A 25,182-nucleotide genomic window follows, 5' to 3' on the forward strand; every position below is an offset into this window, starting at 1 on the left:
GCCAGGTCTCTCCTTTCGGAACGAATAGCTCAACGGATGGCACCTACAAACGTGAGAGGGAAGGCGGAGGCTCACCAGAATTGTCAGAGATGACGCTGTGCGCCCTCTCGCCTCATTTCCAGGCGATAGCAATCGCTCCTGAGGTAGTTCTTGAAGTGTCCTATAGGGGCTTCTTTGCCATAGGCAATCTCGCTCAGGCAAAGCGCGAGGTCCGCATCACGACACCAATCCGGCGCGCCCTGCGCTATCGTGATATCGGTATGCGTATCCACAACCTGAGACTGAATCGTATCGAAGAGGAATTCATCCATGGCGGCTTCATCGCTGGGATCAACGGAGGACTCCTCAAGGTAGCCGGCTGGGATGAGCCAGATGGACTTGGCGACCGGAGACTGGTCGCTGTAGTAGAGGATGTCAGAGGTGAGCACCAAGGCACCCTCGGGTATGCCCAACTGAACGCTCAGCCAGTGTCCGGCAAGGGTGAAGCGCCAGCTCGCATGATGATGAGTGATGGGAAGAGTGCAGAAGGTCTCACAAGCATTGGTGTAGGTCTGCAAGCCTTCAAGCTGAACTTTGCCCTGGGGGGCGATTTCCGCACAACGACCCTGGCCCTTTATCAGCAGGCCGTCCTCTACAAGGTAACGCATGGCCTTGCGGATGGTGCCCCGGCTCATGCCAAAGTGTTCGGCAAGCTGGCTCTCACTGGGAAGCTGCATGCCCTCCCGCACCTCATCCGAACGGATGAGGTTATAGAGCGTATCGTAGATGCGCACGTAGAGAGGCATCCCGGGATTCTCGTCGCCGTCAGGAATCGGAATGTCGTGCAGGGCGACCACCTGAGTCTTAGGCTCATGCTCAATCATGCTCGCACCCCCGCCTCTGCCTTGTCGCGAGCAATTAGTAGCCGCATGCCCTCGACGGCCACGTCGATTGCCAGATTCAGGGGGTCCAACGCCCAATTCGCTTCGTCATCGGAATAGTACCCTGCCTCACAACCGTTGCCCAAAACTGCCGCCGCCCGCATGCGCAGGGATCCAGCAATGACAAAAAGCGTGGCACAGGACATCTCGCCCGCAAGGGCACCTCCTTGGGCATAGGCGTCCCACCTATCCCTAAGCTGGCGCTCCATAGGACCGGACCCAGTCAAGAATTGAGAAGAGAATCGCGCCTTCGTGACCACAACACCCACGTGACTGGTGGCATCTCTCCCCCTCCCCACATCGCAGAGGGCAGCTAGAACGTCTGTGTCCGGCACGGCAGGATACTCTTCGAGCGCATACTGCCTACCCACCCCCTCCATACGCACGGCACCGTTGGGAAAAATGAGGTCTCCCGTATGGACGGATGGCACAAGCGCCTCGCAAGTGTCTACCTTGACAAGGGTTCGCGCACCGCATTCATGCAGCTCCTCGACTGCAATGCCCAAGGCGGGTCCACCCAGTCCGGAAGATGTGACGGAAACCCTTGTCTGGTCGAGCAGGCCCGTGAAAGTGCGGAACTCCCGGTTGCAGGCAACCTCAACGGCATCGTCAAGAGAGTCCGCGATGCGGACGGCGCACTCCGGCGTTGCAGGCAAGAACACGTACTCCCCGACATCACCTTCCTGGATGGCGAGGTGCATCATCTGCTTGCTCATCGCTGCGACCTCCCTAGATTTTGAATCGGTCAGCATGGATAAGCATGCGAAGCCCTGCTATGGCGACCTCGATTGCACGCCTCTCCCATGCAGCTGGATAATCCTGCTTGTCGTTGGAATATGTCTGATAGTTAGTTGCACAGATCATTATCGAGGCGCAGCGCAGGCCTTTGGCGGAACCCAGGAGGAACAGCGGCGCACACTCCATGCTCGTATTCGTTGCCCCAGCTCTCTCATAAGAATCCCACCGAAAGGAGAGCTCGTCATGAACGGGCTTGGTTTCGGGCGCAGCCTCGGTGTAGAAGGAGTCTTTTGTGATTGTGACACCCGTGTTGTAAGGAAAGGCACTTTGGCTAGCTGCTTGCTCCAGGCATCGAAATAGCTGATAGTCCGGAACGGCGGGAAAATCGCGGGGCAGAAAATAATCTCCGGTACCCTCCATTCGCACCGCGCCCCTTGGAATTATTACGTCACCAATCTTTGAGACGGGCGAGCTCGAGGCACAGGAGCCCACTCGTATGAAGGTGTCCGCACCGCATTCGCTCAGCTCTTCAACGGCGAGCGCCATAGCAGGCCCACCAATGCCCGTGGACGTGACGGTTACAGGAACACCTTCAAGAGTGCCATAGAAGGTTAGATAGCCGCCACGATGGGCCACTTCGTGGGAATTATCAAAATACTCGGAAATCAAGGCAGCACGCTCGACGCTGCCGGGAATCAGGACATATCGACCGACTTCATTTGCGCTCACACCGATATGAAGCAGGCGCTTCCCCATCAGACACCCCCTGATTTCCAGTAGCCATGCATGCAAAATCCGTACGGGTGACTTCAAATCCGTCTAGTGAGAATGTATGACGCATTCACAAACTTGACTATACAAGTTGTCGTGAACGGTACAAATATTCCGCCAACCGGAATTGTTTTAGCTGTTAGTTGGTACTGATAGATTTAACTTGTCCATCCATTGATATGGATAAGTTAAGACAGCAACAGAGAAATAACAGCAAGTCCTACGAATTCGCGTGCGTCATCAGGATGGCGGCCGACAAATGGCCCGAAGCTAGGTGCCGGCTCACCAATGGGGCCATCAACATCTGCGTACAGGTGGCTATCGGCCCATCGAGTGGATTGTTTTTTGCAGAGTGCGCCAGCCCCTAGTTAGCCACGCCAGGGGCTGATTTCCAGGTCCTTTGGGTTCACATGCTCTAGCGTGTCCTCATGGCTGACGATGAGCTCGTCCGATCTAGGATGCTTGCATGCAATCCACCCTCACCCACAGGCAATCCGAGCGTCAGGCCTTGGTCAGCCCAATAAGAACGCCACCAAAGGCGACCAGAGCCATGCCCGTGACGACGAAGGCAAGGCCTCGGGCCGACCTGTGCTCGTGAAGCAGGACTAGGCCGCCAACGGTCGACACGATGACGTTCATCTGGGCAAGGGTCCAACCCACGGCGAGGCCGTTCATCTGGTTGGACAGCAGAACGCATGCGTTCGCAATGGCGAAAAGCGCTCCCGCGAGCATGTTCTCCCAAGTCTTGCGTCCGAGAACCGCCTCAGGGCTGCCGACCAGCCTGCCCTTGGATGAGACGAGCCCAATCGCGAACGAGCTTGCGACCATGAACAGTGACTGCGGCAGCAGGAGGTCCAGGGCGTCGACGGCAAAGATGCTGCTCGTCGAGGCATAGGCGACGCTCAGGCCGGCGGACAGCATGACGCAGGCCATGCCTCGTGCGTTCGCCGACCAGCCCTCGTGCCCAGGACGAGATGCGGCGGACTCGATGGCGGAAGCGTCCTCGCGAGAGCAGAGAACCACGCCCGCAGCCACGAGCACGAGGGCGAGTAGGCCCAAGGCCAGCTGGGACTGCCCCCGCCACTCACCAAGGAACAGCACGCCAATCGCCGACGTGCCCAGGAGCTGGACGCCAGTGGACACGGGCACCGAGCGCGACACTCCCAGGATGCCAAAGCTATAGAGAAGCAGGGTCTCCGACGCGCTCCAGGCAATGCCATCGATGGCGGCCGCCACGACAAGCCCCGACGACCAGGCGACCGGACGGACCAGCGACATGACAAGGGCGAGAGGCAGCGTAGGGAGGGCAAGCCCCAGTTGCTTGTTTGCGACGCTGCCGCCCACCAACTGCGAAACGCAGCCCATGAGGCCAAAGCCGAACGCGGGCACAAGACCCACCAGAATCGCCAGCATCCCTCTCCCCCGTCCATGTCGCAGATGACGCGCGACGACGTCGTGCAGCAGACCGCATGCGTACGGGGGACGCGACGGCATTCCCGCACCGCCCGCATCCCCCGTGCCCACAGAAATCGTCGTAACCCGGCAGGACTATCGCCTATGCGTCCAAGCGCTCAACGCCGTCGCGCGTAACGCGCGCATGGAACAGCGGGATGGCCGTGGGCTCCTCCGTGCGAATGTCCAGCGCGGAGAGAAGGATGCGCTCCCCCTCGTCGCACAGCGCCTCGTCGGCGGCATACAGCGTTGCGAGCAGGTCCCCCTCAGCGACGGCGTCACCACTCTTCTTGGCCAGGACGATGCCCGCGGAGTAGTCTATCGCGTCCTCCTTGCGCGCACGACCGGCACCCAGCGCCACCGACGCTATGCCACAGCGCTCGGTGTCCATCGCATAGAGCCAGCCAGAGCGCTGCGCGCGCACCTCACGGGCCACGCGCGGCTGCACGAGACTGTCGAAGGCGTCGTCGAGCAGGGAGGCGTCACCGCCCTGGGCGGCAACCATCTCCTTGAGCTTCGCGAAGCCCGCTCCGTTGGCGATCTGCTCGCGTGCCATGTGCCGGCAGTCATCCATCTGCCCCTTGCCCGCCAGGAAGAGCATGTTGCCCGCCAGCTCGACGCAGATGTCGGTCAGGTCCTTGGGACCCCTGCCCTGCAAGGTCGCCGCAGCCTCGGCAACCTCCAGGGCATTGCCTATGCAGTTGCCCAGAGGCCTGCCCATGTCGGTAATCATCGCGACGGTGGTACGGCCGACGTGCTCGCCGATCTCGACCATAGACCGAGCCAGCTCTATGGCGTCGTCGACGGTCTTCATGAACGCCCCGCTGCCGCACTTGACATCGAGGAGGATCTTGTCGGAACCAGCCGCTATCTTCTTGCTCATGATGCTGGAGGCAATGAGCGGCAGGCTGTCGACAGTGGCGGTAACGTCGCGCAGGGCATAGAGCTTCTTGTCAGCCGGGACGAGGTTGCCCGTCTGGCCGATGATGGCCACGCCGACCTCGCTCACGATCCTCACGAAGCGGTCGCGCTCAACCGAGGTGGAGAGGCCGGGAATGGACTCGAGCTTGTCAAGGGTGCCGCCCGTGTGTCCCAGCCCACGGCCGCTCATCTTGGCGGTCTTCACTCCAAGCGAGGCAACGATGGGCGCGACGACCAGCGAGGTCTTGTCGCCCACGCCACCGGTGGAATGCTTGTCTACCTTGATGCCGGGAATGGGAGAGAGGTCCACCACGTCGCCCGACGCGACCATGTCCATGGTGAGCGTCGCAGTCTCGCGAGCGCTCATCCCCCTGAAGTAGATGGCCATGCACAGGGCAGAGGCCTGATAGTCGGGTATCTGGCCCGAGACGTAGCCGTCGACGAAGAACTTGATCTGCTCGTCGCTCAGCTCCCCGCCATTGCGCTTGGTCTCGATGACGTCGTACATCCTCATTGGCCATCAGCCTCCCTTTGTGCCGCCGCCTCAAGGTCATGGGGGCCAAAGCCCAGCGGCAGCAGGTCTTCCAACAGATAGGTCCTGATCTGGCGCGGCGAGGCGGCCAGCACCACCCTGAAGCTCCGAGGGTCGCAGAACTCCTCCATCACCTGGCGGCACACGCCACAGGGCGCACACCAGTTGCTGATGGGAAGCCCCTCGGCCCCACCGACGATGGCGATGACCACGAACTCCCTCGCCCCCTCGCTCACCGCCTTGAAAAACGCGGTACGCTCCGCGCAGTTCGTGGGCGTGTAGGACGCATTTTCTATGTTGCAGCCACGCCATACCCTGCCCTTCGAGTCGAGAAGGGCGGCACCCACGGAGAAGTGCGAGTACGGGGCGTATGCCTCCTCTCGCGCGGCGATGGCCTCCCGAACGAGCGCTACCTCGTCCATCATGCCTCCCTTGACGGGGCGCTCGGCTGGCTGCGAGGTGCCCCGACGGTCTTCCTTCGGACTCCCGTAGCCCGAGAGGTCCCCGTACCGCACGACATGCTAGCGCGCACCCTTCCTGTAGGGCACGCCATCGGCCTTGGGTGCCACGGAGCGACCCACGAAGAGCACCAGCACGATGATGGTCAGGATGTAGGGCAGCATCGCCATGAGCTGGCTGGGGATTGCGATGTCACCACCGCCCAGTATCACGGTGAGGGCCTGGGCCAGGCCAAACAGCAGGCAGGCACCGTAGGCTCCATGCGGCTTCCACTTGCCGAAGATGACGGCGGCGAGCGCGATGAAGCCCTGGCCGCTGATGGCCGTCTGGGTGAACTGCGAGACGATGGCCAGCGTGACCGAGGCGCCACCGAAGCCCGCCAGCATGCCCGAGACGATCACGCAGACGTAGCGCGTGCGCTCGACGTTTATGCCCAGGGTGTCGGCGGCAGCAGGGTGCTCGCCCACGGCGCGGACGCGCAGGCCCCACTTGGTCTTGTAGAGGACGAACCACATGATCACCGCGGCAACTAGGCCCAGGGCAACCGTCACGTCCACGTTGAGGCTCGCATACGGCGTGCCGGCAAGGGCCTTGTCGCCGAAGAGCTTGGGCAGCGTGGTGTAGACGGGTGTCATTGCCGCGTTGTCAAAGAGGCGGCGGCAGAAGAAGAGGGCGAGCCCGGGCGCCAGGAGGTTGATTGCGACGCCCGAGACCGTCTGGTCAGCCCTGAAGGTGATGGACGCGAAGGCGTGGAGGAGGGCAATGATCGCACCGGTGAGGCCTGCGACCAGAAAGCCCAGCCAAGGGTTCCCAGTGAAATACGAGACGGCAGAGGCCGTGAAGGCGCCGACCATCATCATGCCCTCTATGCCGATGTTCACGACGCCCGAGCGCTCCGAGATGACGCCCGAGAGGGCGCCGAACACGAGCGGCGTCGAGTACATGAGGGTGATGCCGATGAGTAGAAACAGGCTGCTAGGCATTTGCGACCCCCTTCTCCCTGCGCTCAAGCCAATCGGCAACCATGGGAACGACCTGCGAGAGGGCCATGAGGAACACGATGGTACCGATCATGATGTTGATGATGTCGGATGGCGCCCCCATGACCTGCTGGACGCTCTGCCCGCCATAGATGAGGCCGCTGAACAGGAACCCGGCGAAGATGCACCCTATGGGCGAGGAGCCGGCAATGAAGGCCACCGAGAGGCCGTTGAAGCCATTGTTCTCGAATGCGGCCAGGGTGGATATGTTATGCGGCTCCAAGCCGGTCACTGCCAGAGCGCCCGCCAGGCCGCAGAGGGCGCCCGAGATGAGCATGCAGGTAACTATGTTGCGGTTCACGTTGATGCCGGCGAACTGGGCCGCCTCGCGGTTGAGGCCCACGGCGCGCATCTCGTAGCCCATCTTGGTGCGCTTCAGCAGCACTGCGATGAGGATGGCACAGGCCACCGCGATGAGGATGCCCACGTTGACGTCGGTCTTCACGAGCACCTCGTAGAGCCAGGGGGTCCCCTTGAGGGTGGCGAGCCCCTCCTCCGAGAGCTTCCACTTGGGGAGGATCATGGTGTAGCTGGAAGGATTGACGGCATAGGTGCTCGTCGACTCCGGCTGGTGGAAGGCGGGCACGTTGACCACGAAGTTGCAGGCGTAGAGGCTGATCCAGTTGAGCATGATGCTGGTGATGACCTCGTTTATCCCGAACTTCGCCTTGAGCCAGCCAACGAGGGCGCCACATGCGGCCCCGCCGAACGTCCCCGCGAGAATGACGAGGGGGACCTGCAGGACGGGCGGGAAGTCGCAGCTGATGCCAACGATCGCCGCGCAGATGGTGCCAGTCACGTACTGACCTTCGGCACCGATGTTGAAGAGGCCCGTCTTGAAGGCGAAGGCCACGGCCGTGCCGGTCAGAATCAGGGGGGTTGCCTTGATGACGACGTTGGAGATGTACTTGGGCTTGCCGATCATGCCGTTAAACAGGGCCGCGAAGGACGGTCCGGGCGCATAGCCCGCGATCGCGAGCACTATGGCTGCGATCAGGAAGCCTACGGCGATTGCCAGTATCGATGCCGCGATGGGCTTCCTCAATAGCTTGACGATGGTTTTCATTTGCTCCCTCCTCCTGCCATCAGGAGGCCGATCTGCTCCTCGGTGACCGTTCCCTGCTCGAAGCTGCCAACGATCTGCCCGTCGTGTATGACGGCGATTGTGTCGGACACGTCCATGACCTCGTCGAGCTCGAGCGAGACGAGGAGGATGGCGGCGCCGCGGTCGCGCTCGCGAATCAACGACTTGTGCACGAACTCGATGGCGCCGACGTCCAGGCCTCGCGTGGGCTGGACGGCCACGAGCAGGTCAGGCTCACCAGAGACCTCGCGGGCGATGATGACCTTCTGCTGGTTGCCTCCAGACAGGCCTGCGGCCGGCTGGGACTCGCAGCCCTCGGGACGGATGTCATACTCCTCGATGAGGCCGCGAGCGAACTCCTCGACCTTTGCCAGGTCGAGCATGATGCCCTTGCCGAAGCGCTCTTCGTTGTGACGCTCGAGAACCGAGTTCTCGGCGACGCTGAAGGGCAGGACGAGACCCCAGCGATGGCGGTCTGAGGGCACGGTGGCCACGCCAGTCTCGATGGTGTTCCTGGGCGTGGTGTTCTGAATCTGCTTGCCCTTTACCTCGATCGTTCCCGACTCCGCATGCACGAGGTTGTCTATGGCGTCCACGAACTCGCGCTGTCCGTTGCCGTCGATGCCGGCGATGCCCACGATCTCGCCCGCATGCACGTCGAGCGAGAGGCCCTTCACGACCTCGATCCCACGGTCGTCCTTGACGTGCAGGTCGCGTATCGAGAGCACGGTCTCGCCCGGCCTGGAGGGCGACTTCTCGACGTGGAGGTTGACGTGGCGACCGACCATCTTGGAGGCAAGCTCCGCCTCGTTAGTCTGCGCCACGTCCACGGTTCCCATGTAGCGACCGCGGCGAATGATGGTGCACTCGTCGGCGGACGACATGATCTCCTTGAGCTTGTGCGTGATGATGATGATCGTCTTGCCCTTGCTGACGAGGTCGCGCATGATCTTGATCAGCTGGCCGATCTCCTGGGGCGTGAGGACTGCGGTCGGTTCGTCTAGGATGAGGGTGTCTGCCCCGCGGTAGAGTGCCTTGAGTATCTCGACGCGCTGCTGCATGCCCACGGTGATGTCCTCGATGAGCGCGTCCGGGTCTACCTCGAGGCCGTACTCCTCGACGATCTTGACGACCTCCTGTCGCGCCTTGGCCATGTCGAGGACGCCCGCCGTGCCGCACACCTCCTCCCCCAAGACGATGTTCTCGGTCACGGTGAAGTTCTCCACCAGCATGAAGTGCTGGTGGACCATGCCGATCCCATGTTTGATGGCCTCGGTCGGGCTGTTTATGCTTACCTTCTCGCCGTTGAGGAAGAGCTCTCCGCCGTCGGCCTGGTACAGACCGTACAGGACGTTCATGAGCGTGGACTTTCCCGCCCCGTTCTCGCCCAGGATGGCGTGGATGGACTGCTTCCTGACGTCGAGGTCAACCCCGTCAAGCGCTCGGAACGAGCCGAACGTCTTGACTATGCCATGCATCTGCACGGCGTATTCCGGACTGACTTCCATGTTTTCTGCTCCCCTGGCGTCGCATCCAAGGGATGGGGCACCCCGCCATCAGGCCAGGGCGCCCCATCCCTGCGTGCTTCTTGACTTGCGGACTAGAGGCTCGCCACGTACTTGTCGTAGGAGTCCTTGTTCATGGGCGGTACGATGCTGCCATCCTTGATCTTCTCGGAGAGCGCGAGCGCGGCCTGATAGACGTCATCGGCAATGAGATCGTGCTTCTCGGGGATGCCGACGCAGTCCTCCTTGAAGCCCAGCTCGATGTTGGAGCCGCCCTTGAGGGTGCCCGCCTCGATCTGGGTCGAGACCTCGATGATGGCCTTGTCGACCCTCTTCAGGGCCGAGGTGATGACGTTGTCGGGAGCGAGGTAGTTCTGGTCACGGTCAACGCCGATCGCGTACTGGTTTGCCTCCTTGGCCGCCTCGATGACGCCCGCACCCACACCACCGGCGGCATGGAACACGATGTCGCACCCGTCGGAGAACATCTTGGAAGCGATCGCCTTGCCCTTGGCCGCATCGGAGAAGCTGTCGGCGTACTGGCCCTGGACCTCGACGCTGGTGCCAGCCTCCTTGTTCGCGTAGTCGACGCCAGCCCGGTATCCGTAGTCGAACTGGTCGATGACCACGCCGGTGATGCCACCGACGAAGCCGATCTTGTTGGTCTTCGTGGTACGTGCGGCGATGTAGCCAACCAGGAAGGAGGGCTCCTGCGCACGGAAGGTCACGCCGGTGAGGTTGGGCTGGGATTCATCGTATGCGTTGTCGATGATTGCGAACTGGACGTCGGGGTTGGTCTGGGCGGAGTGGGCGACGGCGTCGGCCATGTTGAAGCCAATGCCCCAGACGAGGTTGGCCTCGTCGTCGACGGCCTTGTCGAGGTTGGTCGCGTAGTCGGACTCCTGCTTCGACTCGATGTAGCTGACCTCCCAGCCCTTGTCGGACTCGAGCTGCTGCAGACCCTCCCAGGAGCTCTGGTTGAACGACTGGTCCGACACGCCACCGGTGTCGGTGACCATCTCGATCTTGTAGCTGGCGGCATCGGCTCCGGCACCGCCGGCGGACTCGGTGGTCGAGGCCGAGCCCCCACCGCAACCAGCAAGCCCTGCGGTCGCCGCTAGGGCCGCCGTGGCGCCCAGGAAGTTCCTGCGCGTGATTTCGGCTTTGAGCATGACGTGTCCCTTCTCCTTCTTCGAACTTCCCTGGGGGGCCTTGCCCCGCTTGCATATGTCCATGGGGCCTGCGCCCCATGTGGTGCCGCACTCGCACGGAGGCGACTACTCCTCGGGCAGGGCCAAGGAGAGCGCGACCTTCATCATCTGTGTGAAGCTGGTCTGCCTCTCGTCGGCGGACAGCGACTCCCCCGTCATCGGGAGGTCCGAGATGGTGCAGAGGCAGAGTGCCTTCTTGTGGGCCTTCGCCGCATTGAGGTACAGGCCCGCAGACTCCATCTCGACTGCCAGGACACCCATTGAGGCCCAGCGCTCGTTGACCGTGGGGTCTGCGTTGTAGAAGGAGTCGGCCGAGAGCACGTTGCCGACTCGGGTGGGGACGCCCAGCTCCTCCGCCTTGCGGACGGCACGACGCAGGAGGCCGAAGTCGGCGATGGGCGCATAGGTCCCGGGCAGCTTGAACTGTGCGGCGTAGTTTGAGTCGGTGCACGCGCCCAGGCCCACGACCAGGTCGCGCAGGGCGACTCCCTCGGCGAGGCCACCAGCGCTGCCGATGCGGATGATTGCGTCCACGTCATAGAAGTTGAAGAGCTCGTACGAGTAGATTCCTATCGAGGGGATGCCCATGCCGCCGCCCATGACCGACACGGGGTGACCCTGGTAGTTCCCCGTGAAGCCCAGCATGTTGCGGACGCTGTTGAAGCAGGTGACGTCCTCGAGGAAGTGATCGGCCACGTACTTGGCGCGCAGCGGGTCTCCCGGCATGAGGACGGTCTTGGCTATCTGGCCCTCAAGCGCGGCGTTGTGCGGGGTGGGGACGCTAGGCATTCTTTGTTACCTCCATGATCTGGTCGAGTCGGGACGTTCCGTGGTCGCCTGCCGGTGCGCCGAGATAGTCGAGGATGGTGGCCGAGATGTCGGCAAAGGTGCCACTGGTCTTGAGGTCTATGCCGGCCTTCACGCGAGGCCCCGCGATGACCCAGGGAACGTACTCGCGCGAATGGTCGGTGGAGGGGGTCACGGGATCGCAGCCATGGTCGGCGGTGACCATGAAGAGGTCGTCCTCACGCAGCTTGCCCAGGATGGTGGGCACGTGCTCGTCGAAGTAGGCAAGTGCCTTCGCATAGCCGTCCACGTCGTTGCGATGACCGTAGATCATGTCGGTGTCCACGAAGTTCACGAAGCAGAGGCCCTCGAAGTCCCTGTCAAGGAGCTCGATGGTGCGTTCGATGCCCTCAGGGTTACCCGAGGTGGGAATGGACTCCTTGATGCCACGGTGGGCAAAGATATCAAAGATCTTCCCCACGGAGATGACGTCGGTCCCGTTGGCGCTCAGGATGTCGAGCATCGTCTGCCCCGTGGGCTCCAGCGAGAAGTCATGTCTATGCGACGTCCTCGTGTAGTTGCCGTCCTCGCCCACGAAGGGACGGGCGATGACGCGGGCGACGCCGTTCTTCCCAGTCAGGATCGAGCGGGCCATGCGGCAGTACTCATAGAGCTGCTCGCAGGGGACGACGTCCTCGTGCGCAGCGATCTGGAAGACGCTGTCCGCGGAGGTGTAGACGATGAGGGAGCCGGTCTCGACCATCTCCCTGCCATAGTCACGAATGACCTCGGTGCCCGAATAGGGCTTGTTGCACAGCACCTTGCGACCGGTCAGACGCTCAAACTCCTCGATGACGTCCGCGGGGAAACCGTTGGGATAGGTCGGAAAGCGCTCAGGCGAGATGACACCCGCCATCTCCCAGTGGCCAACGGTGGTGTCCTTGCCCTTGGACGCCTCGCGCAACCTTCCAAAGGCACCCTTCGGGGCCTCAATGGGAGCGATGTCCACGTCGTAGACGGAGTCAAGCGCGCCCTCGATGTTGAAGAGCCCGAGGTCACGGAGGTTGGGCATGTGGAAGAACGGACTCGTCGCACAGGCACAGAGGGTGTTGCTTCCCTCGTCGCCATACTCCGCCGCGTCGGGTTCCTCTCCGATTCCGAAGCTGTCCAATACGACGAGGAAGACCCTCTTGGCCATCAAATCACCTATCTCTCTGTGTGTGCCGTATGCTTGCGTGAAAGGGTCAGTGACCTCTCAGATAAACGTCTTGAATAGCATATGTTTATATTCATCAAGCATAAGAAAAACAGTTATGAGCGGTCGCTAGCTCGCCGCAAGTGGCATGTCTGATGAGTGTTCTCATGCATAGGTGATTGTGAGTTGCTAATCTTGTCTTCTTGTAGCTGCTTCTTTATAAGAATTACTGTCCTTGTTTGTATTTTCATAATGTGATACATAGTTTGATACGAAACCATTTGTCCCATCAAACTATATTGAGAATTTGTTTAGTTTTATAAGCTACTGTTTAGTAGACGTGTCCAAGAACGAGCAATCCCGAGTCGGACTTGGCAAGCGCACAAGCCCGACCCGGGACGCAGGCAGGATATGGCAGACGGCAGGAGACTCCCGATGCCGAACGACTAGCTGACGATGGCGACGCTTGCGCTGGTGCCAAGGCGATCTGCACCGGCCTCCACCATGGCAAGGGCCTCATCCTTGCTGTGGATTCCACCCGCCGCCTTGATCTTGCAGGCATTTCCAACGGTCTGGCGCATGAGGCGCACGTCCTCGACCGTGGCCCCACCCGTGCTGAACCCAGTGCTCGTCTTGACGAAGGAGGCACCGGCCTTCACGCAGTCCTTGCAGGCGCGAACGATTTGCTCGTCGTCAAGCAGGCAGCACTCGAGAATGACTTTGACGGGGTGGCCGTCGGCTGCCTTCACGACTTCCGCAACGTCGTTGACGACGTAGTCGTCGTCACCATCGATGAGCTTTCCGACGTTGATGACCATGTCTATCTCGGTCGTGCCGTCGATGACCGCCTGCCGCGCCTCGGCTGCCTTGCCCGTCGTGGTGGCCGCGCCCAGAGGGAAGCCGATGCAGGTGGTGACGCCGACACCGGAACCCTCGAGTCGCTTTGCGGCAAATGAGGTCCAGCAGCCGTTGATCGAGACGGTCGCAAAGCCGTACTCGCGCGCCTCGTCGCAGAGCCTGGCGAGATCCTGCTCAGTAGCGTTCTGCTTGAGGTTGGTATGGTCGATTCGCTCGTGCAGTTCCATGTCTCCTCCTCCGCCCCGGGGCGGCGCGACGCCCTTTGCGTCATGCACCTTATGCTGGCACCCCAATGAGTTGCGCATACGCCAGGAATGGCATCGGCCATAAGAGCAAGTGATTTCCACATGCATGAGCAGTTGCTAATACATACAAGTGGATGCATAGCCTAAGCTGTTATTTCTTTCTGGCGTTTGCGCGATTGTAGCGCCAGTTACGGAAATGGCGCCCAACGACCTTCCAACTCCCACACAATCCAAGGGCGCTTTTGTGCCAACGGTAGCCCTGGACCCGCAGGCGGACGAATCCCGAATGGCTACAGGCAAATCGGAAGGCCTTGTCCAAGGATGCGAGAAGGCGCCCCATGGCCGAAGCCATGGGGCGCCTGTCACTGCCTGGCTCTGAGACCTGCGGCTTAGTACATGCCGCCACCCTGTCCGCCGGCAGCGGCGGCACGGGAGATCGCGTCCTCGATGGTGGTGTCCTTGGGCTCGTCCGAGACGGTGGCCTCGGTGATGAGGATCAGGGACGCCACGGAGGCAGCGTTCTGCAGGGTGGTGCGGGTGACCTTGACGGGGTCGAGGACGCCCATCTCAATCATGTCGCCCCACTCGCCGTTCGCAGAGTTCAGGCCCTCGCCCTCGGGCAGGCTCTTGATCTTCTCGACCACGACGGAGCCCTCGAAGCCGGCGTTGGCAGCAATCGTGCGGACGGGGGCAGAGAGCGCCTTGCGGATGATCTCGACGCCGATGCGCTCGTCGTCATCAGCGACCTCGACGGTGTCGAGGGCCTTGGCGGCCTGCAGGAACGCGACGCCGCCACCGGCGACGATGCCCTCCTCGACGGCCGCGCGGGTGGCCTGCAGCGCGTCCTCGATGCGGTGCTTGATCTCCTTCAGCTCGACCTCGGTGGCCGCGCCGACCTTGATGACGGCGACGCCGCCGGCCAGCTTGGCCTTACGCTCCTGGAGCTTCTCCTTGTCGAAGTCGGAGTCGGTGTGCTCAATCTCGGAGTTGATCTGGCCGATGCGCTCCTGGATGGCCTCCTTGGAGCCCGCGCCGTCGACGATCGTGGTGTTGTCCTTGGTGATCTTGACGGACTTGGCGCGGCCCAGCATCTCGGCGGTGATGTCAGAGAGCTCGACGCCGAGCTCCTTCATGGCAACCTGGCCGCCGGTGACGATGGCGATGTCCTCGAGCATGCGCTTGCGACGGTCACCGTAGCCGGGGGCCTTCACGGCGGCGACGTTGAGGGTGCCGCGGAGCTTGTTGAGGATCAGGGTGGCCAGGGCCTCGCCGTCCACGTCCTCGGCGATGATCAGCAGCGGGGAGCCGCTCTTCTGAATCGCCTCGAGCACGGGCAGGATGTCCTGGATGTTGCTGACCTTCTGGTCGGTCATCAGGACGTAGGGGTTCTGGAGCTCCGCCGTCATGGTGTCGTTCTCGGTGGCGAAGTAGGGCGAGATGTAGCCCTTGTCGAACTGCATGCCCTCGACGGTGTCGATGTCGATGCCGAAGGTCTGGGACTCGTCGACGGTGATGACGCCGTCCTTGCCCACGACGTCCATGGCGTCAGAGATCTTGTTGCCGATCTGGGGGTCGCCGGCCGAGATGGTGCCGACGGCGGCGATCTGCTCCTTGGTCGAGACGTCCTGCGAGGCGACCTTCATCTGGTCGACGGCGGCGGCGACGGCCTTGTCGATGCCGCGGCGGATCGCGATGGGGTTGGCGCCGGCGGCGACGTTGCGCAGGCCCTCGTTGACGATGACCTGGGCAAGCAGGGTCGCGGTGGTGGTGCCGTCACCCACAGTGTCGTTGGTCTTGGTGGCGACCTCCTTCACCAGCTGGGCGCCCATGTTCTCGACGGGGTCCTTGAGCTCGATCTCCTTGGCGACGGAGACGCCGTCGTTGGTGATCGTGGGAGCGCCGTAGGAGCGCTGAAGGGCGACGTAGCGGCCCTTGGGCCCGAGGGTGGTGGTGACGGCGTCAGCCAGCGTGTTCACGCCCTTGGCGAGCTTGGCGCGCGCGTCGGTGCCAAAAGAGATGTCCTTGGCCATTCTGTGTACCTCCAAAGTCTCGCTCGCGGGAGGCGAGCGTCCTGTGCCTGCCTGCTAAGAGCTACTCGCTGATGATGGCGTAGATGTCGTCGGCACGGAGGAGCAGGTAGTCCTCGCCGTCGAGCTTGACGTCGTTGCCGCCGAACTTGCCATAGAAGACCTGGTCGCCCACCTGGACGTCGACGGCGATGCGCTCGCCCTTGTCGTTGAGCTTGCCGGCGCCGACGGCGATGACCTCGCCGCGCTGGGGCTTCTCCTGCGCGCCGGAAGAGATGTAGAGACCGGTCGAGGTCTTCTCCTCCTTGGGGGCGGGCTTGACGAGGACGCGGTCGCCCAAAGGCTTAAGAGTCATGGTGAGTTCCTCCTTCTTGGGGGCATCGCAGATGCCCGATTCGCAGGCAGGGCCACCGCTGACCCTGTCGCTCAGCCAACGCTGTGAATAATACCCAGAACCGATTCCTTATACAACGAGAGAGAAAAAATCTTACAGACGGCACTTAGATTTTCTGCAACGGCAGAAGTCAGGGGAGAGGAGCCGCCAACGAGTGCCGTGGCTCCTCTCCCCTGAGGGAATCTGTCGGGCCGTTGGCGCAGCTACAGGCCCTCGAGCTCGCTCAGCCAGAGGGCTGAGCTGGCGTCGCTGGGCATGCGCAGGTCGCCGCGGGGGCTCACCGCCACCGAGCCCACCTTGGGGCCGTCCGGCAGGCAGCTGCGCTTGAACTGCTGCGAGAAGAAGCGCCGGTAGAAGGTCTTGAGCCAACGCAGGATGGTCTGGTCGTCGTAGTCCTTGCCCAGGGCGTAGCGGGCGAGCCGAAACACCTTGCGCGGGCCAAAGCCACGCCTGAGCGCCTGGTAGAGGAAGAAGTCGTGCAGCTCGTAAGGACCCACCAGGTCCTCCGTGCGCTGCGCGATGCTGCCGTCCTTCTCGGCGGGAAGGAGCTCGGGCGAGACGGGCGTGTCCAGCACGTCCAGGAGCACGCGCCTCAGGGGCTCGGACTCCGTTGTGTCGGCCACGTGCCTCACGAGGTGGCGCACCAGCGTCTTGGGCACGCCGGCGTTGACGCCATACATGGACATGTGGTCGGCGTTGTAGGTGCACCAGCCTAGGGCGAGCTCGGAGAGGTCGCCCGTACCCACGACGATGCCCCCCACCTGGTTGGCGATGTCCATGATGACCTGGGTGCGCTCGCGGGCCTGGGCGTTCTCGTAGGTCACGTCGCGCAGGGCCTCGTCGTGTCCGATGTCGGCGAAGTGCTGGCGGACGGCAGGCACGATGCCCACCTCGCGCAGGGTCGCCCCCAGCGCCCTCGACAGCTCGAGCGAGTTGTCGTGCGTGCGGTCGGTGGTGCCGAAGCCGGGCATGGTCACGGCGACGATGCCGGATCGGTCGAGGCCCAGGAGGTCGAAGGCACGCGCCATCACGAGCAGCGCAAGCGTCGAGTCGAGGCCACCAGACACGCCGATCACCGCGGACTTGGCATGGATGTGCCCGAGGCGGCGGGCCAGGCCGTGCGACTGGATGGCCAGCACGTCCTCGCAGCGCTGCGCGCGCGTCTGGGACGCATCGGGCACGAAGGGGTGCGGGTCGACCCAACGCGTGAGGGGCGTCTCGGCGGGCTCGAGCGAGAAGCTCGAGCGGACGTAGCCCGCAGCCTCGGGCGAGGCGGCCGTGGCAAAGGTCGAGAGGCGACGACGCTCGCCCACGAGGAGTTCGAGGTCGATCTCGGACGTGGCCTGCCGCTCGCCGAAGGGCCTGCCCTCCGCAAGGAGGGAGCCGTTCTCGGCCACCATGTCGTGGGCGGAGAAGACCACGTCCTGCGTGGACTCGCCCCAGCCGGCGCTGCAGTAGACGTAGGCACAGGCCAGGCGCGCGCTCTGCCCCACCACGAGGGAGCGGCGGTAGTCCGCCTTGCCCACCACGGCGTTGGAGGCGGAGAGGTTGCAGATGACCGTGGCCCCCGCCATGGCGTGCGCGATGGAGGGCGGGTTGGCTACCCAGAGATCCTCGCAGACCTCGGCCGCGACCACGAGGTCGGGCAGGCTTTCGCAGCAGAAGAGCTGGCGCGCACCAAAGGGGACGCCAGACTGGCCGGCGAAGTCCACGAGCGTGACGTCGAGGGAACCTGCGACGAAGTGACGACCCTCGTAGAACTCGTTGTAGGTGGGGATGCTGAGCTTGGGCACGATGCCCAAGACATGGCCGCGCGCGACGGCGACCGCGCAGTTGTAGAGCTTGCCGGCGACGCTCACGGGGCAGCCCACGAAGACGAGGGCGTCCAGCGAGGCGGTCTCTTGGGCGAAGGAGGCGACGGCCCTCTCGGCCGCCTTGACGAGGGACTGCTGCCAGAAGAGGTCCTCGCAGGTGTAGCCCGTGACGCAGAGCTCGGGCAGGACCACCAAGCGCGCGCCCGAGCGCACGGCATCGGTCGTCTCGGCCACGCAGGCGCTCAGGTTGAAGTCGACGTCGGTCACGCGGACCTGGGGCGTGCGCGCCGCGACCTTGACGAATCCGTCTTGCATGGCAACCTCGCTTCTCTTGGCCTACCCGCAATCCTAGCAGCTCGAAGCTTGCGAGGCCGGGAGAGAGGGGCGGTCCGCCTCGGCGCTACGCCTCCCAGACCGCACGCCCACCCAGGTAGGTGGCCATGGGGCGCGCCCGCTGGAACTCCTCGGCGGAGACCTCGAGGAGGTCCGCATCCCAGACGACGAAGTCGGCGAGCATGCCAGGCGCGATGGCCCCCAGCTCACGCCCGCGGCCCACCGCCGCCGCAGACCCCGCCGAGTAGGCACGAAGCGCCGCCGCGCGGCCCACCGCATGCCGCGGGTACCAGCCGCCTGTGGGGAGGTGGGTGTCCGGCGCGCTGCGCTCGAAGGCGCACCAGAGCACGTCAAGGCTGTTGGGGGGCACCACGGGGGCGTCGGTGCCAAAGGCCATCGTCACGCCCTGGCGGGCGAACTCGTCGAAGGGCCACATGCGCTCGGCGCGCCACTCCCCCAGGTCTCGAGCGGGCTGGTCGACGTCGATCGTCACGTGCGGTGGCTGCACGGAGGCGACCACGCCGGCGCGGGCGAGGCGGGCGACGTCTTCGGGATGGATGTCCTCGATGTGCTCCAGTGTGTTGGCGCCCTGGCTCGGCGTGCCGAAGAGGCGCCTCGCCTCCTCGAAGATGCCCACGGCGGCGTGGACGGCCTCGTCGCCGATGGTATGGATGCGCACGGCATGCCCACGCCCGGCTGCGGCCAGCACCAGCTCGCGCATGCGTTCGGGCGCCACGGTGGGCCGCCCCACGTCGCCGGCAAAGCGGGGGTTGGCGTACTCGTCGCTCGCCCAGGCAGTGTGCTGGCTGCTCACCCCGTCGAAGAACTGCTTGAAGCCGGGAGCGCGGAGCAGCGGACCTCGCCAGCGGGACTGCAGGCCCTCGAGAATCGACTGGTCGTCTCCCAGCGTGGGGAAGAGGTGCGCGCGCAGGCTGAGCTCGTCCGCCTGCAGCAGTGCCTCATAGACCTGCGGGTTGATGCCGTCGGCACCCGGCACCAAGGAGAGCGCCATGTCGCAGACGGAGGTGACGCCCATGGCGTTGAGCCTCCGGAAGTAGTCACGGTAGATTCCGCGAAGCTCGCCCATGGAGAAGCTTCCCAGCACGCGCCCCACATAGAGCATGCCCGCCGCTTCGCGGAGCACCCCCGTGAGCCTGCCATCGGCGTCGCGGTCGAAGGAGCCTCCCGCGGGCGGCTCGGTCCCCTCGTCGATGCCCAAGGCGCGAAGGCCCGCCGAGTTGACCCAGAGGGTGTGGGCGTCGCCGGAGTACATGGCCACCGGGCGGTCGGGGAAGGCGGCGTCGAGCGACGCTCTGGTGGGGGACATGGGCGAATCCCAAAAGGTCTCGCGCCAGCCGTGGCCCAAGAGCCAGCCGTCAGCCGGCCTCGTCCTGGCGAATTCGACCATGTGAGAGACGCAGTCGGCCTCGCTCGTGCCCCGATACTCCGTGGCGAGCGCAGAGGGGAAGAGCGCCGCGTGCAGAACGTGCTGGTGGGCGTCGTGGAAGCCGGGGCAGACGAAGGCGTCGCCCAAGTCGAGGACGCGCGCGCCCGGACCGACAAGCTCGTCGGCCTGGTCGTAGTGGGCGACCTTCGTGATGCGGCCGTCCTCGACAGCGAACGAGAGAGGGTCGACCTCATCCCCCAGCCCGTCGAAGACCCTTCGCGATGCGACGACCAGATCGGCTGCCATGGTCCTCTCCCCCAACCTCCCACGGGCCCGGGTCTGGGACTTGGCCACGGCCGCGGACGCACGATTTTCTCGCTCATTCTATAGTCCAGTGCGGGACATCATGGCCCGGCAAGGGACGTCGGGGCCCTCGCCGGGGCGTCCCGATCAGAGCAGCGCCTCGCGGATGAGCCCGATGAGGAAGCGCACGCCCTGCAGGTAGGCGCGTCGCGTGATGCGCTCGTCGGTGCCGTGAACGCCGCGCTCGACCTCCTCGTCATCCGCCACGAAGGGGGAGAATCGCAGGCACGAGTCACAAACGCAGTCGTACATCTGGGCGTCCGACGCGCCAACGACGATGGCGGGAATCAGCTTGAGCGGCTCTTCCGACTCAGGCTCCCTGAAATAGCGGGCGGCGACGCGCTCGAGGAATCTGAAGCCCGGACCGTCCGAACGCGACACCTGCGACGGGCTGCTGCTCACCTCGGCGAGCAGCTCGACCTCCACAGGCAGGTCTGCCAGGAGCTCCCTCACCCGCGCCACGACCGCCGCGCAGGTCACCCCGGGAAGCATGCGGAAGTTGACGACGGCGCTCATGTCCTGCGGGAGCACGTTTGCCTGCTTGGACCCGCCCTCGATCATGGTGGGCGCCACCGTGGTGGTGACGAGGGGGAAGAGCTCGCGCGAGCCGAGGAACAGCCGGGCGATGGCATCGGCGTTGCGGTCGATCGCGTCCCGCGTGCCCTCCCCCTCACCTGACCTCACCAGAGAGGCGAGCGGCTCCTGGCTCACCCAGGGTGCCACGGCCTCGAGCGTCCTGCGGCTCAGCTCCGTCAGCTCGACGGGCCAAGGGTCCCTGGCCACGCGGGCGATCACCTCGCCAAGCGTGGCCAGGGAGCTGCCCCCGAAGGGGTTCGATGAGTGGCCGCCGTGGCTCCTCACCGTAAGGCGCAGGTCGGCGTAGCCCTTCTCGGCGAGGCTGACCCTCATGCCGTGGTGGCCTGGGGCCCCGTAGAGCCCGGTGTCCACGATGCGGTAGTCGCCCTCGTCCACCAGCCATGCCAGGCGAATCCCACGCCCGGCGAGCAGCGCGCCCATGCGCCGGGCTCCAGACTGCAGGGTCTCCTCGTCCTGCCCGAGGGCGACGAGGAGCGTGCGGCGAAGCGCCCAACCATGCGAGAGCGCGTACTCGATCGCCTCAAAGTACCCCACGACCTGGTCGGTCATGTCCAGCGCGCCGCGTCCCCACACGTACTCCCCGTCCACGTGCCCCGAGAACGCGCCATGCGTCCAGTCGCCTTCCGTGCCGGGGACCACGGGAACCACGTCGACGTGACCCATGAACAGGGCCGGGTCGAGCGAGGGGTCGCTTCCCGGAAGCGTGAGCAGGAGGGAGTGGTCAACGCGCTCGGCTGTCGCCGCGGCGAAGGTCAGGGGAAAGGAGGCGTGCAGATGGCCCTCGAGACGGTCGAACGCCGCCCAGTCGGTCAGCTCCCGGGACGGGCCGTCCACCGTGGGTATGGCGAGCGCGTCACCAAGCCTGCGGCAGGCGGCGTCGCCGTCGAGGTCGGGAAAGTCGTCCTCGTGCGCGAAGTAGCGCCAGACCTCGGCCACGCCCTACTCCCCCGCCTTCGGCCCGTCGAGGTAGCGCGCGAGGAACTCGCGCGTGCGCGGCAGCTCTGGGGAGGAGAACATCTTCCCGGGGTCCCCGGACTCGGCGATGACGCCCTGGTCCATGAACACGACCTTGTCCGAGACGTTCTTGGCGAACTCCATCTCGTGGGTCACGACGACCATGGTCATCCCCTGGGCGGCCAGGTCGCGCATGACGGAGAGCACCTCTCCCACGATCTCGGGGTCGAGGGCAGAGGTGGGCTCATCGAACAGCATGAGGTCGGGCTTCATGCAGAGGGCGCGGGCAATGGCAACGCGCTGCTTCTGCCCGCCCGAGAGGGACGTGACGGCGGCATGCGCGAAGCCCGCGAGCCCAACGGACTCGAGGTTGCGCATCGCCTCGGCCTCGGCCTCCTCCCTGCCCATCTTGCCGAGCGTGACGGGAGCGAGGGTGCAGTTCTGGAGCACGTCCATGTTGTTGAAGAGGTTGAAGCCCTGGAAGACCATGCCAATCTTCTCGCGCAGGCGATTCACGTCCACGTGCCGGGAGGCAAGGTCCTCTCCGTGGAACCAGACGTGGCCCGCGTCGGGCGTCTCGAGGAGGTTGATGCAGCGCAGCAGGGTTGACTTGCCGGAACCGGAGGCCCCGATGATCGTCACGACCTCGCCGAGCATGACCTGGAAGTCGATGTCCCTCAGCACGACGTTGCTGCCAAACGACTTGCGCAGCCCCTCGACGCGGATGATTGGGTCCATGGGGCCCTCCTCCCTCTTTGCCATCATCGGAGTCACGACCTCTTGCTCGCGGAAGCCCATGTCCTACCTGCCTCCCATGTCGTTCTTCTCGGCGGGGTGCCTCGGGGAGAGCCTGACGCGGCTGGGGTCTGCCATGCCGCCGGCGGTGCCGTGCGTCGAGGTCATGTCCGACGTGGAGAGCACCGGCCCGGGGCTCTGCACCTCGAGGTGCCGCGCGAACATCGAGAGCAGCTTGGAGGCGACCATGGTGAGGACGAGGTAGCAGACCGCGGCGATGGCGTACACCTCGAGCTGGCGATAGTAGATGCCAGCCACCGTGGTCGTCGCGAACATCAGGTCGAAGACGCCGATGACCGAGAGGACGGAGGAGTCCTTGATGTTGACGACGAGCTCGTTGGACAGGGCGGGGATCGCGTTCTTTATGCCCTGGGGGAAGACGACCTTAGTCATCGCCTGCCACTGCGAGAGGCCCAGCGAGCGTGCGGCCTCGGCCTGGCCCACATCGACCGCCTCGATGCCGCCGCGCAGGACCTCCATCATGTAAGCGGTGGAGTTGAGCGAGATGGTCGTGAGGCCGGCGACGAAGGTGCTCCAGATCGCGCCGATCTGGGACGTGCTCATGCCGGTCCCGCGCAGGATGGCGAAGCCAGCGAAGTAGATCAGCAGGGACTGGACCATCATCGGGGTCCCGCGCACCACGGCGGAGTAGGCCTTGGCGAAGGTGGTGCCCACGACCTTGAGGAAGCGGACGAGGTCGTTGTCGGGGCGGTCAACCGTCTGTATGCGCAGGAAGACCAGGAGTATGGCGAGGAAGAAGGCGATGACCGTGCCGAAGGTGGCGAGCCCAATGGTGGTGGCGATGCCCTTCGCGAAGACGTCGCGGCCCTCGTAGAGCATGTAGATGGCTCCGCCCAGAAAGTCCGTCGGGTTCGAATCAGACGAGATGGCTGCCGACACCGCCGAGCATAGCCCCATCACGGCGCGGTCGACGAAGAGCACGGCAAAGATGGCCACGACTGCATACGAGAGGTACCTCTCCGCTCGCTTGGCGCCGGGACGCACGAACGGGGAGACCCGCATGTAGTCGCGCCACCTGGCGAGCTTGTTGGCGAGCGCGACGAGCGAGAGCGCGACCCACGCCACCAGGGCGTAGTACAGGACGACTTCCACCGCGTAGGCGCCCCTGAGGAAGCTCCAGGGGGAGCGGGGCTGCATCGAAAGCCAGATGCCCGCAAGCGCGAGGACGCTCGTACCCAGGAATACGTATCGGTGGTCTGATGTCACGAAGCTGGCTAGGCGTCCGTGCGACCTTGGCGCGTCTGGCGCGCCAGCCTCGGCAGGCGATGTTTCGGCGGGTCTGGTAAGGCCCTCCCGGTCTGTGCCCATGAGCACAACCTCCTAGGAATTAATGGGGAGAGGAGCGGCGACGCACCTCGTCGCCCGACATGCGGGAGACGAGGTGCGCGTTCCGGGTTGGGAACGACTTGGCGTGGTTGGGAACAGCCTGGTGCGCTGCCCGGACTACGCCGGCTGGCGCTCGACGCAGGCGTCGAAGACGGACTGGCGCTCGTCGGTGGAGACGGTCGCGAGGGCGTCGTTGATCTTGGCGAGGACTGCGTCCTGACCCTTCGCGATGCCGGCGTTGGCAGGAACGGTCTCCGTGAAGCCCTTGCCCTCGGCGAACTGGACGGCGACCAGTCCGGGGTTGGCGCGGAGGAAGCCATCGGTGTTCTCGGTGTTGAAGGTGATGGCGTCGCAGGTGCCCTGGTTGAGCTGCGAGATCTGGGAGGGCACGGAGTCGACCGGCGTGAGGTGGTTGACGCCGGGGATGTCGTCGATCACGTCGTCGAGCATGGTGTCCTTCTGGCCCAGGACGGCGGCACCCGAGAAGTCCTCGAGGCTAGTGGCGCTCGCGTACTGCGAGTCGCTCTTCACCAGAAGGCCAAAGCCACCCTCGAAGTAGGGGTCGGAGAAGTCGATGGCCTGGCGACGCTCTTCGGTGGCGCTCATGCCAGCCATGATGATGTCGATCTGGCCGTTGTTGAGGGCGTCGATGAGGCCGGTGAAGCTCATCTTCACGGCGACCGGCTCCATACCGAGCGCGTTGGCGACCACCTTTGCCATCTGAACGTCGTAGCCGTCAGCGTACGCGCCGCTCACGTTCTGGATGGGAATGGTGTGGTCGCTCGCCTCGGACACCTGCCAATTGTAGGGGGCGTACGCCGCCTCCATGCCGATGCGCAGGGTCTTGCCATCGCCAAGGGTGCCATCGTTCGAGGCAGAGGCAGAGGATGCGGAGCTGTTGTCTGTGGTAGAGCTCTGGGCTGCGGGGCCGCAGGCAGTGAGGACGGCCATTCCGGCGATGCTCAGGGCGCTGATGCCCGAGAGCTTGAGGAAGTCACGACGCGAGACGTGCTGGCGCTTCTCGTCTTGGGTGGCGTTTGTGATGGCTGTGCGAGAGTCGGTAGTCATGGCGGTTCCTCTTTCTTCCTGACTGTCTGTTAAGACCCCTTCCGCGAGCGCAACCGGAGGGGACCCATTCCCCTCCCCCTTGCAACTTAATGCGAGAAAGTTACGTCGCTAGGCATAAGCTACGCCCCTCGGACGCGCGTGACGCAAACTTCGTGGGATATGAAACATCCAGGTAACGCGCGTGATTCTCACCTGCCACAGAGCGACGGCGCGCGGCACTGGCGCGGCTGCATGTGGCGAGGCGCCTCTGTCGCAGCGGCGCTACGGAGCTGGCGGCGCGGTGCGGCCCCCTCCAGCACAGCAGCGGCCCCAGGCTTCGCAACCCCCGGCGCGGCAGCGGTCCCAGGCTTCGCAGCTCCTGACGCGGAAGCTCCTCAGCGCGGCAA

General features: G+C 64.2%; 21 protein-coding genes. All 21 read right to left on the minus strand.

All coding sequences use genetic code 11. The features are described from left to right. Positions 1–83: 83 nt before the first annotated feature. Entirely contained in the window at positions 84–863 is a 780-nt protein-coding gene (locus Q5923_RS06325) for a GntR family transcriptional regulator (protein ID WP_303132909.1), read from the minus strand. Then, positions 860–1,636, minus strand: a complete 777-nt coding sequence (locus Q5923_RS06330) for a nucleoside phosphorylase (RefSeq protein ID WP_072499991.1) — start codon at positions 1,634–1,636, stop codon at positions 860–862. Before Q5923_RS06330 ends, Q5923_RS06325 begins: the two co-directional genes overlap by 4 nt. Positions 1,637–1,649: 13 nt before the next feature. Next, complete coding sequence (locus tag Q5923_RS06335; RefSeq protein ID WP_303132911.1) at positions 1,650–2,414, minus strand: nucleoside phosphorylase; 765 nt, start codon at positions 2,412–2,414, stop codon at positions 1,650–1,652. A gap of 516 nt (positions 2,415–2,930) precedes the next feature. Beyond that, positions 2,931–3,842 carry a GRP family sugar transporter gene (locus Q5923_RS06340; RefSeq protein WP_303132912.1) on the minus strand — a complete coding sequence of 304 codons (912 nt, stop codon included), beginning with the start codon at positions 3,840–3,842 and terminating at the stop codon, positions 2,931–2,933. 142 nt (positions 3,843–3,984) lie between these two features. Next, complete coding sequence (locus tag Q5923_RS06345) at positions 3,985–5,316, minus strand: pyrimidine-nucleoside phosphorylase (protein ID WP_072499994.1); 1,332 nt, start codon at positions 5,314–5,316, stop codon at positions 3,985–3,987. Continuing rightward, positions 5,313–5,756, minus strand: coding sequence for a cytidine deaminase (locus tag Q5923_RS06350; RefSeq protein WP_303132914.1), 444 nt, complete (start codon positions 5,754–5,756; stop codon positions 5,313–5,315). Before Q5923_RS06350 ends, Q5923_RS06345 begins: the two co-directional genes overlap by 4 nt. Positions 5,757–5,855: 99 nt before the next feature. Then, positions 5,856–6,776: an ABC transporter permease gene (locus Q5923_RS06355; protein WP_303132916.1), complete on the minus strand. Its 921-nt coding sequence runs from the start codon at positions 6,774–6,776 to the stop codon at positions 5,856–5,858. Next, the gene (locus tag Q5923_RS06360) at positions 6,769–7,899 is read right to left on the minus strand and encodes an ABC transporter permease (protein WP_303132918.1); all 1,131 of its coding nucleotides are present in this window, start codon (positions 7,897–7,899) and stop codon (positions 6,769–6,771) included. The genes Q5923_RS06355 and Q5923_RS06360 overlap by 8 nt, the downstream gene beginning before the upstream one ends. After that, on the minus strand, positions 7,896–9,425 hold the full coding sequence (locus Q5923_RS06365; RefSeq protein ID WP_072499996.1) for an ABC transporter ATP-binding protein: 1,530 nt from the start codon (positions 9,423–9,425) through the stop codon (positions 7,896–7,898). Before Q5923_RS06365 ends, Q5923_RS06360 begins: the two co-directional genes overlap by 4 nt. Positions 9,426–9,517: 92 nt before the next feature. Continuing rightward, a complete protein-coding gene (locus tag Q5923_RS06370; protein ID WP_303132920.1) occupies positions 9,518–10,594 on the minus strand; it encodes a BMP family protein in 1,077 nt (358 codons plus the stop codon). Positions 10,595–10,699: 105 nt separating this feature from the next. Continuing rightward, entirely contained in the window at positions 10,700–11,422 is a 723-nt protein-coding gene (gene deoD, locus Q5923_RS06375) for a purine-nucleoside phosphorylase (protein ID WP_303132922.1), read from the minus strand. Then, entirely contained in the window at positions 11,415–12,617 is a 1,203-nt protein-coding gene (locus Q5923_RS06380) for a phosphopentomutase (protein ID WP_303132924.1), read from the minus strand. Before Q5923_RS06380 ends, deoD begins: the two co-directional genes overlap by 8 nt. A 443-nt stretch (positions 12,618–13,060) precedes the next feature. Then, on the minus strand, positions 13,061–13,699 hold the full coding sequence (deoC, locus tag Q5923_RS06385) for a deoxyribose-phosphate aldolase (RefSeq protein WP_303132926.1): 639 nt from the start codon (positions 13,697–13,699) through the stop codon (positions 13,061–13,063). Between the two features lie 407 nt (positions 13,700–14,106). Beyond that, positions 14,107–15,747 carry a chaperonin GroEL gene (groL, locus tag Q5923_RS06390; RefSeq protein WP_009278108.1) on the minus strand — a complete coding sequence of 547 codons (1,641 nt, stop codon included), beginning with the start codon at positions 15,745–15,747 and terminating at the stop codon, positions 14,107–14,109. 61 nt (positions 15,748–15,808) lie between these two features. Then, a complete protein-coding gene (groES, locus tag Q5923_RS06395; RefSeq protein WP_009278109.1) occupies positions 15,809–16,099 on the minus strand; it encodes a co-chaperone GroES in 291 nt (96 codons plus the stop codon). A 242-nt stretch (positions 16,100–16,341) separates the two neighbouring features. After that, positions 16,342–18,267, minus strand: a complete 1,926-nt coding sequence (locus Q5923_RS06400) for an NAD(+) synthase (RefSeq protein WP_303132930.1) — start codon at positions 18,265–18,267, stop codon at positions 16,342–16,344. Between the two features lie 85 nt (positions 18,268–18,352). Further along, positions 18,353–19,978 carry an amidohydrolase gene (locus Q5923_RS06405; protein WP_303132932.1) on the minus strand — a complete coding sequence of 542 codons (1,626 nt, stop codon included), beginning with the start codon at positions 19,976–19,978 and terminating at the stop codon, positions 18,353–18,355. 144 nt (positions 19,979–20,122) lie between these two features. Continuing rightward, entirely contained in the window at positions 20,123–21,568 is a 1,446-nt protein-coding gene (locus Q5923_RS06410) for a M20/M25/M40 family metallo-hydrolase (protein WP_303132934.1), read from the minus strand. 3 nt (positions 21,569–21,571) lie between these two features. After that, positions 21,572–22,324 (minus strand): amino acid ABC transporter ATP-binding protein, encoded by a 753-nt coding sequence (locus Q5923_RS06415; protein ID WP_303132936.1) that lies wholly within the window; start codon positions 22,322–22,324, stop codon positions 21,572–21,574. A 63-nt stretch (positions 22,325–22,387) separates the two neighbouring features. Beyond that, positions 22,388–23,710 carry an amino acid ABC transporter permease gene (locus Q5923_RS06420; protein ID WP_303132937.1) on the minus strand — a complete coding sequence of 441 codons (1,323 nt, stop codon included), beginning with the start codon at positions 23,708–23,710 and terminating at the stop codon, positions 22,388–22,390. A gap of 135 nt (positions 23,711–23,845) precedes the next feature. Next, entirely contained in the window at positions 23,846–24,796 is a 951-nt protein-coding gene (locus tag Q5923_RS06425; RefSeq protein WP_303132939.1) for a transporter substrate-binding domain-containing protein, read from the minus strand. Between the last annotated feature and the right edge of the window lie 386 nt (positions 24,797–25,182).

This window comes from uncultured Olsenella sp. (genome assembly GCF_959602185.1).
In the GTDB taxonomy this organism is placed as follows: Bacteria; Actinomycetota; Coriobacteriia; order Coriobacteriales; family Atopobiaceae; genus Olsenella_I; species Olsenella_I phocaeensis.

What these genes read in the sequence shown, in the direction of transcription:
- Q5923_RS06325 (WP_303132909.1), bottom strand. Translation starts at nt 863, where the DNA reads ATGATTGAGCATGAGCCTAAGACTCAGGTGGTCGCCCTGCACGACATT.
- Q5923_RS06330 (WP_072499991.1), bottom strand. Translation starts at nt 1,636, where the DNA reads ATGAGCAAGCAGATGATGCACCTCGCCATCCAGGAAGGTGATGTCGGG.
- Q5923_RS06335 (WP_303132911.1), bottom strand. Translation starts at nt 2,414, where the DNA reads ATGGGGAAGCGCCTGCTTCATATCGGTGTGAGCGCAAATGAAGTCGGT.
- Q5923_RS06340 (WP_303132912.1), bottom strand. Translation starts at nt 3,842, where the DNA reads ATGCTGGCGATTCTGGTGGGTCTTGTGCCCGCGTTCGGCTTTGGCCTC.
- Q5923_RS06345 (WP_072499994.1), bottom strand. Translation starts at nt 5,316, where the DNA reads ATGAGGATGTACGACGTCATCGAGACCAAGCGCAATGGCGGGGAGCTG.
- Q5923_RS06350 (WP_303132914.1), bottom strand. Translation starts at nt 5,756, where the DNA reads ATGGACGAGGTAGCGCTCGTTCGGGAGGCCATCGCCGCGCGAGAGGAG.
- Q5923_RS06355 (WP_303132916.1), bottom strand. Translation starts at nt 6,776, where the DNA reads ATGCCTAGCAGCCTGTTTCTACTCATCGGCATCACCCTCATGTACTCG.
- Q5923_RS06360 (WP_303132918.1), bottom strand. Translation starts at nt 7,899, where the DNA reads ATGAAAACCATCGTCAAGCTATTGAGGAAGCCCATCGCGGCATCGATA.
- Q5923_RS06365 (WP_072499996.1), bottom strand. Translation starts at nt 9,425, where the DNA reads ATGGAAGTCAGTCCGGAATACGCCGTGCAGATGCATGGCATAGTCAAG.
- Q5923_RS06370 (WP_303132920.1), bottom strand. Translation starts at nt 10,594, where the DNA reads ATGCTCAAAGCCGAAATCACGCGCAGGAACTTCCTGGGCGCCACGGCG.
- deoD (WP_303132922.1), bottom strand. Translation starts at nt 11,422, where the DNA reads ATGCCTAGCGTCCCCACCCCGCACAACGCCGCGCTTGAGGGCCAGATA.
- Q5923_RS06380 (WP_303132924.1), bottom strand. Translation starts at nt 12,617, where the DNA reads ATGGCCAAGAGGGTCTTCCTCGTCGTATTGGACAGCTTCGGAATCGGA.
- deoC (WP_303132926.1), bottom strand. Translation starts at nt 13,699, where the DNA reads ATGGAACTGCACGAGCGAATCGACCATACCAACCTCAAGCAGAACGCT.
- groL (WP_009278108.1), bottom strand. Translation starts at nt 15,747, where the DNA reads ATGGCCAAGGACATCTCTTTTGGCACCGACGCGCGCGCCAAGCTCGCC.
- groES (WP_009278109.1), bottom strand. Translation starts at nt 16,099, where the DNA reads ATGACTCTTAAGCCTTTGGGCGACCGCGTCCTCGTCAAGCCCGCCCCC.
- Q5923_RS06400 (WP_303132930.1), bottom strand. Translation starts at nt 18,267, where the DNA reads ATGCAAGACGGATTCGTCAAGGTCGCGGCGCGCACGCCCCAGGTCCGC.
- Q5923_RS06405 (WP_303132932.1), bottom strand. Translation starts at nt 19,978, where the DNA reads ATGGCAGCCGATCTGGTCGTCGCATCGCGAAGGGTCTTCGACGGGCTG.
- Q5923_RS06415 (WP_303132936.1), bottom strand. Translation starts at nt 22,324, where the DNA reads ATGGACCCAATCATCCGCGTCGAGGGGCTGCGCAAGTCGTTTGGCAGC.
- Q5923_RS06420 (WP_303132937.1), bottom strand. Translation starts at nt 23,710, where the DNA reads ATGGGCACAGACCGGGAGGGCCTTACCAGACCCGCCGAAACATCGCCT.
- Q5923_RS06425 (WP_303132939.1), bottom strand. Translation starts at nt 24,796, where the DNA reads ATGACTACCGACTCTCGCACAGCCATCACAAACGCCACCCAAGACGAG.